This is a genomic window from Candidatus Burkholderia verschuerenii, assembly GCF_001189365.1.
Lineage (GTDB): Bacteria > Pseudomonadota > Gammaproteobacteria > Burkholderiales > Burkholderiaceae > Caballeronia > Caballeronia verschuerenii.
In genome coordinates this window covers 1-7,659 of the sequence record NZ_LFJJ01000243.1, presented here as the reverse complement: position 1 = coordinate 7,659, position 7,659 = coordinate 1, and the positions used below count along the sequence as shown (strand labels likewise).

Sequence of the window (7,659 nt, the reverse complement as noted above, 5' to 3'; positions counted from 1 at the left end):
GCAGTTTCGCTCCACGCTTCCTCCCCACGGTCGGTCGCCCTTCCGCAGTTGCGCTTCACTTCGCTCGCTGTGGTCAACTTGCCGCGCGACTTGCACCCGCAAGAGTGCGCCCATGCTGGGCGCACAACTGAAAAGCCGCCCTGAAGGCGGCGGCTTTCGTTGCGAATCTGGAGCGGGCGATGGGAATCGAACCCACGTCTGTAGCTTGGGAAGCTACGGTAATGGCCATTATACGACGCCCGCGAGAGCCGCATATTTTAAGCGGCGGCGGCCCGTTCGTGCAAATGTTGTTCGGCCGTGACGCTCGTGGACCGCGTTATCGCCGCCTCGATGTCGCAATTCCGCATTCGTTCGCGTTATATAAGGCAGGCCGCTTTCAAAACTGAAGGTTGAATCTAAGCTTGCTCACAAATAGTTACATTAAGTAACAGATTTCATACAACAAGAGCGACGAGAGCGGAATCATGGGGAATTCGGGGCAGTTGGTATCCAGGCAGGACTATTACGCAAAAAAAGGGATCGAGCAGGGCGCGAAGTCGCTGCCGCCCACGTCGGCGCAATCGCTCGATAGCTACGAGACGCAGCTTCAGGCCGATGCGCAACGGATCGTCGCGGGCGGTCACGCGGAATTCAGCAAGAAGCAGGCATCGAAGATCAAGGCGCTCGCCGAAGTCGAAAGCGTGCTGAGCCAGACGAGCGTCGACTGCGACACTCTGCTGCACGATCGCCCGCTTACCGAAACGGTCTCGCACACGCGCGAGCAGCAGCGGCCGGTGCTCATCCGGCTGCGCGAAGATCAGTTGCAGCGCGAGGCCGAACTGAAGGCGTATCGCGCGCTGAACCATATCTCGGAGAAGGCGAGCTATCCCGAGAATCTAATGTTGCCGTTTCTGTGGCTGGTGCCGTTCATTCTCGGCGAGACGATCTGCAACGCGGTGCTGTACGAAAACGCCCAAGGTTTGCTCGGCGGCGCGTTCGTGGCGTTTCTCGTGTCGATCGTGAATCTGTCGATCGCGTTCTGCATGGGCATGGCGTTCCGCTACAAGAATCTCTCGGCGGGCGTTTGCAAGGTCGCGGGCTGGAACGCGCTGCTGGTCGCCGTGTTCGTCGCGATCTACTTCAACGCGATCTTCTCGGCGTATCGCAGCGAGTATCAGTTGCTGGTCGATCCATCGGATCTGGTCGAAGCGGGCGCGGCGTTCAAACGGGCGATGAGCGTCGCGGGCTATGTGTTCATCGGCCGCCTGCCGTCGAACGATCTGATGAGCTTCGTGCTGTTCTTCCTCGGCCTCGTGCTGAGCGCCATCGCGTTCTGGAAGGGCTATTCCTGCGACGATCGTCATCCCGGTCACGGCAAGCGCGATCGCCTGTTCACTGAAGCCAGCCGCAAGTTCGATTCCGAACTCGACGTGGTAAAGCTGAAGGTCGTCGGCGAAATCCAGCGGCGCGTCACCGGCATGGCGGCGGCGAAAAATCAGTTGCTGAGCACGAAGGCGCGGCTCGACCAGATCAGAAGCGGCATCCGCAGCGACGTCGCCACGCTGAAGGTTTTGCTGACCGAGCTTCAGCGCGATTTCACGCTGGTGCTGAACGTGTATCGGCAGAAAAACGTCTCCGTGCGCCCGATTCCCGCGCCGGAATACTTCGCGGAAACGCCTGATCTCATCTGCCAATACGCACACGAAGACGGCAGCGCGCTGATCGCGCAGGTCGAAGCGGCCGAGCAGCAGCAGGAGATGTCGAAGAGCCTGTATCTGTCCCAACTCAACGACGGCATGCGCGATCTCGAAAACGAAGGACGCATTCAGCAGGGCGTGGCGCTCGCCGAGTTCGTGGCCGAGGTCACGCGCGAAGCACAGAAGAACATCGACGCGCGCCATCGCACGATGCCGCTTTCCACCGTCGTGAGCGTGCAGGCATGAACAAGACCTTCACCGTCTATGCCGCCGCGGCGCTGAGCGGCGTCGTGCTGATCGGCATTCTGGGCGCGGCGCATCTGAACAAGCCCGAGCCGGTCGATGCACTGGGATGCGCGCAGGACGTGCAGGGCAAGACCGTGATCGTGCTCGACACGAGCGACGAAGTGGCGACGCAGACGCGCGACGAGATCGTCGAGCGCGTGAAGAATACGGTCGAGCACAAGATTCGCGACGGCGATTTGGTTTCGGTCTTCACCGTGAACGATCTGTCGAAGAAGAATCTCGTGCCGGCCTTTGCGTACTGCAAGCCGCGGCGCACCGGCAACGAGCTCAAGGAAAGCACGCGCATGCTCGAGCGTCATTACGTGACGAAGTTCGAGAAGCCGTTGCAGGCGGCCGTGCAGGCGCCGATCAAGGGCTCGAAGGAATCGCCGATCGCGCAGTCGCTGATCGATCTGTCGCTGTTGGACTACATGCGATCAAACGGCGCGACGCATCTTGTGATCTTTTCCGACCTGATGGAATACACCGACCGCTTCTCGCTCTACCGATGTTCCGGCGGCGCTCAAGTCATCAAGACGTTCAAGGAATCGCGCGGCGCGACCGTGGCGCGTCCGACGTTCCATAACGTCAGCGTCGAACTCAACATCATTCCGCGCAGCGATGTATCGGCGGGCGTCGGACGATGCCGCGACACGTTCTGGGCCTGGTTCTTCGGCTACGACGAAGGTCCCGACGCCAGGCTGGTTCCCTCCAATCTGCCGGGATAAAACCATGCAACTCAATATCAACCGCGTGTTCATCTTCATGATGACGCTGGCGGCAACGGGCGCGTTGCTGTCGGTGCTGATGAATCTGCCCGTGCCGGTCGTGCTCGCCGCCGAATTGCTGCCGCTGTGCCTGTACTTTTCCGTGCTGTATCGCGCGGGCGCAAACGGGCTGAGTCATACGGCGATCGATAGCGTCTATTACTTCGGCTTTATCGTCACGATTCTCTCGCTGGCCGGCAGCGTGATGCGCGTCTGGCTGTTCGGCATCGAGAAGGACATGAGCGGGCTGATCGCGCAGTTCGGCGTCGGGCTGCTCGCGACCGGTCTCGCGCTGGTGTTTCGTCTCGTGCTGACGGCGCGCGTCGAATCGCTCAACGCGAAGGATCTGAGCGAGATGATCGCGGAGTACGTGCAGCGGATCGACGGCATCGTCTCGAAGGTCGAGGCATCGGCGGCGAGCTTCGAAGGCTTGTCGCAGTCGCTGCAGGAACGCACGCGCGCGGTCGTCGAATCGACTTTCGAGGAATGAACGACGAGCATGCGATCGGCGGCGGCGGTGTTCTCCGAATCGATCGCGAAGATTTCCGAGCAGACGAGCCACTCGGTCACGCGCTTCGGCGAGGTCGTCGAGTCGGTGGCGATGGCATCGCATGTCGAGCATTTCGACACGCATATCGCGGGCTTGAGCACGGGCATGAAGGCGTTCGCGGCGGAAGTGTCGCAATACGGGCGGCTCGCGACCGACGAAGCCTTGCGCACCACCAAACAGGCACTCGATGCATCGAGCAAGTGGCACGTCGACGGCCTGAACACGATGGCGCAGGCGAGCCAGGAGACGATGCGCGCCGCGCTCGCCGCGTTGAAGGAAGTCGACCTGAGCGTGGACACGTCGACGGTCAAGACCGATCTTCAGGCCTTGTCGCGGACGATCACGACTTTCACGCGCAAGTTCGACGAACTCGACGAGAAGCTCGCCGCGACCCACGCGCGCGACAGCGCGGTGGCGCTGGAGCCGATCGTCACGCAGTTCGCGGATCATCTCGTGCGAGCGACCGGCGAAGTCGAAGTTCGGGCGCTCGCGCAGTTTCACGACGCGTCGTCGCGCATCACCGGCGAGGTGACGAAGAGCATCGCGGCCATCGGCGAGCGCGCGCAGCTTCAGACCAGGCAGCAGGCCGATACGCTGTCGAGTCAGATCGACCGGCTGATCGTGGCGCTCGATCGCGCGGCATTGCGCGTCGAGAGGATCGAGCGCGCGCCGGTGCAAAGCATCGTCGATGCAGGCATTCAGATCACGCCGAGCCTGAACGGCGCCTACGCGCCACGCGCCAACGCGGCTTGACGACCGGATTCGCGTGAAGCCATGAAATCGCCCACCCAACAAGACAATGTCTTTCTGCTGACGCTCGTCGATTTCCTGTTCCAGATCATCTTTTTCGGCCTGTTCGCCTATGCCATTTCGGTGGCGACGGAAAACACCGACTGGAAATCGGCGGCGCTCGCGCTGCAGGAAAAGTTCAAGGGAAAGACGCCCGAGCAGGTGCAGGAAGTCGTCGACGTCATGCCGAGCGATGCGCAACGCGTCAAGCGCGCGATGGCCAGCGAGGATGCCGCGCAACGGCTGGAGCAGCACTTCGGTGTATCGAATCTGACCGAGTTGACCGATGAACTCACGCGGATGGCGCCCGCCGATCAACTGCGCTCAGCGAATCGGCTAATTCAGAAGGTCGGCAGCGTCGAGCGCGCCAACGATGCGGTCGACCGTTATCTGAAGAGCGGCGTCGGCAAACCGGCGTGTCTGCTGTCCGATACGGCGAAAGGGCGCGCCAAGCCGCTCGCGACGGTGATCGGCTATGAGGATCGGCTGGAGTTTCAGAGCGAAACGCCGGAACTGGCGACGGTGCTCGCGAAGATGCAGGTCGATTTCGCGTCGGTCCGATCGCTGCCGCTGGCCGAATTCAAGCGCGTGTTCGGCCGCCTGGGCGCGCTCTACCCGGACTGCATGTACACCTTCGATCTGATCGAGAAAACGCGCTATGTCGAACCGCGCGATGCCGCGACCGCAGGCTGGAACGTCCGGGTGATCCCGCGGCGCGGCTGGTAAGCGAAGGGTGTCATCCGCGATGGACGGATGACACCCGCGCTCAGATACCGAACAAGGTCATTTGCACGGCGAAGCGCGTCACCACCATCAGCAACACCTGCACGATCACGAACAGCAGGATCGGCGACAGATCGATACCGCCCAGACGCGGCAGGATGCGGCGCAGCGGATCGAGCAGCGGCGCGGTGATCTGATACAGCAGCGGCATCGCCGGCGACTGCGGATTGAGCCACGACAGCAGCGCCATCAGGATCGTCACCCAGATGATCAGATTGAGCGCCCATTTCACAACCGTCAGCAGCGCGACGAGGAAGAGCATCGGCAGCATCAGCGTGGGATCGACGCCGGCCAGCACGATCATCAGCACGACATACACGAGCGCTGCAATATAGGCGGCCAGCAGGCTCGCCCAGTCGATCTTGCCGCCCGGCAGGATCTTGCGCAGCGGCAGCACGATCCAGTTGGTCGCCTGCATCACGGCGTTGGAGACCGGGTTGTACGGCGGCATGCGGACGACCTGCATCCATGCGCGCAGCAGCAGCGCCGCGCCGAACAGGGTGAATAGGGTGTTGAGCAGAAAACGGGCGACGTCGCCGAACATCTCGGGTCCTCTTGAATGCTTGGGCGGCGCGAGCCGCAGGTAGGTCGTGATCGAAACAGGAATCAGGAAGGGATGACGCGAACGCTAGCAGGCGAGGCGAACCGTCGTCGGCGCACGCGCGGGCGCGCGGCACCGTGGACGGCGGCGGCCGCTCGCATGCGAGCCATCGTGTGTGCTGACCTCGATCATTGTTCTTTCTCGTGACGGGACGCATGTCAAAGCCATCGCCGGGCGCGAACTTGCGTGGCGCGCGGCGCGCCCGGAACGGACGCTCCGGACTCTCCTGTCGGCGCTGTGAATCCCCGCCCATCCGCATGGCGGATGGGGCGCCGGACGTCACCATAACACGGCTTTGAATTCGCTTGGGAACCCGGACGCACAAGGCGCGAGCGTTTGGCGGGCGGCGACTTGTAAGCGGCGCAAAAGTCGGCCGCAAGCACATCATGCGTCATTCCGCTGATGTTTCGATGCAACCATGTTGCTATTTTGAGACGGAGCGGAGGAAGAACCGGAAGGCGCGAATCGCGCAAAACTGACAGGATAGAGAAACGGAATTAGAAACAGAAGCAGCGACGCATTGATAAGGTTCCATGAGACGGAGGCGATTATCGCCACGCCGGAATCCCGCAAAACGATTAAAAGCGACCAGAACAACGATCAAGCGACGGCATCGATCGATGCCATCGAAAAGCGGGGCCCGCCGTTGACGATTTCGCCAGCCGCTTCGCGAATGTGGTTGAACGCACATGCATCCGACAGTTTGGTTTCTTCGCGCACATCGATGATCGATCGGCGCGCGAAATACTGAAGCGAAAAACGAAAAAACGGATTCAGACGGAAAGCCGGCCAATGCCCGGCGCGGCTTTCCACGGGTTTCAATCGCTACGTTCGGAGGTCGCCATGAGCATTTTTTCGTACCGGAAGCATTTGCGATTCTTGAGCCAGGCCCAGCGCCGACGGTGGTGGGACCAGAAAAAGCGCCTGACGCCGCGTGTGGTGATCGGCGGGGCGTAGTGCCGCCCAATGTGACGCGCGAATTCGCGTATGTGAAAGTCGGCTGAACGCCGCTTTTGGCCGAGACTGAAAACCCGCCGCGTGATGAACCCGGCGGGTTTTTTATGCGCGATTTGTAAATTTACGTTACGTCTCGCATGCGCGATTCGAAACCGATTCGCGAACTGTTACGCATGCGGCGCTTGATTCGGGCGACTCGGCGATTTTCCGTCGATGCGACTTTCTTTCACATCGCCGACCCCGTTAAGGAACTTGCAATTTGCAACAAATCGTCTCTGCAACGACTGTGCTTTTTCGTTAGATTCAAAGCATGTCGTCGTTCGCGCCGGATGGACCGGCCGGATTCGGCGAGGAGAAACAATGTGAAAAAGATCAGTCCTCTTTTAGTGGGCGCGGCGCTGGGAATCGGCCTTGTCGGGGCCGCTCAGGCGCATGTGTCCGTGGGTATCGGCATCGGGGTGCCGGCTTATCCTGTCTACGCCGCGCCGCCCGCGCCGGTCTATTACGCGCCGCCGCCTCCGCCGGTGGTCTACGCACCGCCGCCGCCCGTCGTGTATGGGCCGCCGCCTGCGGTCGTTGTCGGCGGATACGGTGGGGGCTATGGCGGTGGCTACTACGGCCATCGTTATTATCGGCATGGCTACTACGGTCATGGCCGCGGATACGGTTACCGGCACTGGTAAAAGCCTGCGCCCAAACGAAAAAGCGATGCATCGAATGCATCGCTTTTTTGCTTCTTGCGCCTCGTGATAGCGCGGCTCACGACGCCGCGTTGACGATCAGATCGCGGTAGCCGTTCACGATCACGCTGTACGAAAAGTACGCGAACAGAATTGCCGACATCACGTGACACGCGCGCAGCAAACCGGTGCCCGCGCGTTTGCGGCCGTGGCTCGCGAGCGAGCAGATGAAGAGCGTCCAGCCGAGCCGGCCGCAGAAGAAGCCGATCAGAAACACCGACGCGCTGACCGGACTCGTCGCGCCGGCCTTCGCGATCAGCGCGCCGCCGACGGCTGCAAACCACAGGATCGCGCTCGGCGACGACACCGCGAGCAGGCATCCGCGCAGGAAGCTTTTGAGTCGGCCCTTCAGAATTAGTCGAAGTCAAGGGTGGCAAGGGGCCACCGGAAGATCGTGTTTCCCAGAACTCCCAGAAGCAATATTGATCTGAATGGTTTCCTGGGAGTTTGGAACTTCGCCGATGAGCACGCCCGATTTCTTTCGCAGCCGCCTCGACACCATGATCGATCT

General features: G+C 61.4%; 8 protein-coding genes, 1 tRNA gene and 1 pseudogene. 6 read left to right on the top strand and 4 right to left on the bottom strand.

Annotation, left to right across the window (positions count from 1 at the left end; all coding sequences use genetic code 11):
* Nucleotides 1-168: 168 nt before the first annotated feature.
* A tRNA-Gly gene (locus tag BVER_RS26355) sits at nt 169-243 on the bottom strand.
* Nucleotides 244-464: 221 nt separating this feature from the next.
* On the opposite strand from BVER_RS26355, the gene BVER_RS26350 reads away from it, so the two are divergent.
* Genes BVER_RS26350 through BVER_RS26330 form a run of 5 tightly spaced genes read left to right on the top strand, consistent with a single transcriptional unit; the run spans nt 465 to nt 4,793 of the window.
* A complete protein-coding gene (locus BVER_RS26350; protein WP_157056239.1) occupies nt 465-1,922 on the top strand; it encodes a hypothetical protein in 1,458 nt (485 codons plus the stop codon).
* Nucleotides 1,919-2,689, top strand: coding sequence for a hypothetical protein (locus BVER_RS26345; RefSeq protein ID WP_050455773.1), 771 nt, complete (start codon nt 1,919-1,921; stop codon nt 2,687-2,689). The genes BVER_RS26350 and BVER_RS26345 overlap by 4 nt, the downstream gene beginning before the upstream one ends.
* A 4-nt stretch (nt 2,690-2,693) precedes the next feature.
* Nucleotides 2,694-3,218: a hypothetical protein gene (locus BVER_RS26340; RefSeq protein ID WP_050455772.1), complete on the top strand. Its 525-nt coding sequence runs from the start codon at nt 2,694-2,696 to the stop codon at nt 3,216-3,218.
* Nucleotides 3,219-3,227: 9 nt separating this feature from the next.
* Entirely contained in the window at nt 3,228-4,031 is an 804-nt protein-coding gene (locus BVER_RS26335) for a hypothetical protein (protein WP_050455771.1), read from the top strand.
* Nucleotides 4,032-4,052: 21 nt separating this feature from the next.
* Nucleotides 4,053-4,793, top strand: a complete 741-nt coding sequence (locus BVER_RS26330; protein ID WP_050455770.1) for a hypothetical protein — start codon at nt 4,053-4,055, stop codon at nt 4,791-4,793.
* Nucleotides 4,794-4,833: 40 nt separating this feature from the next.
* On the opposite strand, the gene BVER_RS26325 is transcribed toward BVER_RS26330, so the two are convergent.
* The gene (locus tag BVER_RS26325) at nt 4,834-5,394 is read right to left on the bottom strand and encodes a YggT family protein (RefSeq protein ID WP_050455769.1); all 561 of its coding nucleotides are present in this window, start codon (nt 5,392-5,394) and stop codon (nt 4,834-4,836) included.
* 657 nt (nt 5,395-6,051) lie between these two features.
* Entirely contained in the window at nt 6,052-6,264 is a 213-nt protein-coding gene (locus BVER_RS32935) for a hypothetical protein (RefSeq protein WP_050455768.1), read from the bottom strand.
* 506 nt (nt 6,265-6,770) lie between these two features.
* Here BVER_RS32935 and BVER_RS26315 point away from each other — a divergent pair.
* The gene (locus BVER_RS26315) at nt 6,771-7,091 is read left to right on the top strand and encodes a hypothetical protein (RefSeq protein ID WP_050455775.1); all 321 of its coding nucleotides are present in this window, start codon (nt 6,771-6,773) and stop codon (nt 7,089-7,091) included.
* A 76-nt stretch (nt 7,092-7,167) separates the two neighbouring features.
* On the opposite strand, the pseudogene BVER_RS26310 reads toward BVER_RS26315, so the two are convergent.
* Nucleotides 7,168-7,485, bottom strand: a pseudogene (locus tag BVER_RS26310) (LysE family transporter); the annotation flags it as partial.
* Between the last annotated feature and the right edge of the window lie 174 nt (nt 7,486-7,659).